This is a genomic window from Alkalibacterium sp. s-m-28 (assembly GCF_054658175.1).
The window spans coordinates 1-485 of the sequence record NZ_BAAGIQ010000267.1; the positions used below are offsets into that span (position 1 = coordinate 1).

The following is a 485-nucleotide window of genomic DNA, read 5'->3' on the forward strand; positions in this document are numbered from 1 at the left end:
CATACGAAAGCCTTTCATATATTTTCCGCTCGCATGATCATAGTTTTTAGCTAACAACTCGACTTTTTTGCTTCGATTACGGCTAAACATGGAATCATCCAGAATAAGTACCCGTTCATTGTCCTCTTGGACATAAGGGATTAACGTCGCAATCACTTTTTCAGATAGTAATAGCAGGAAGGTTCGCCAATTGAATCGTTCATTCTTCAAGAACCGATTCACTGTATCTTTTTTAAATCCCGGCTGTCTTTCAGAATCATTCACTAATTGATTCATACTTTTTCCACCATGAAAGGCAACAGTAAATAAGAAGGTAACGATAGCGGTCACACTTACTCCTTCTTCTTTTTTGATATTGGACCGATTTAACAGGGTTCCGACTGTAAATTGTTTGATAAAGTGATCAATACTCGAATAAAACTCGTTTTTTTCTGAATTATTTGGTAAAATGTTAGCCATAAGACATCTCTCCTTGGAATGTTGGT

The 485-nt window shown here is 36.5% G+C and carries 1 protein-coding gene; it reads right to left on the reverse strand.

Features of this window, described 5'->3' with window-relative positions; genetic code table 11:
* Positions 1-459 (reverse strand): transposase (locus ACYQ4S_RS12275; protein WP_459771451.1); only part of this gene is annotated, 459 nt, incomplete at its 3' end.
* Positions 460-485 lie beyond the last annotated feature (26 nt).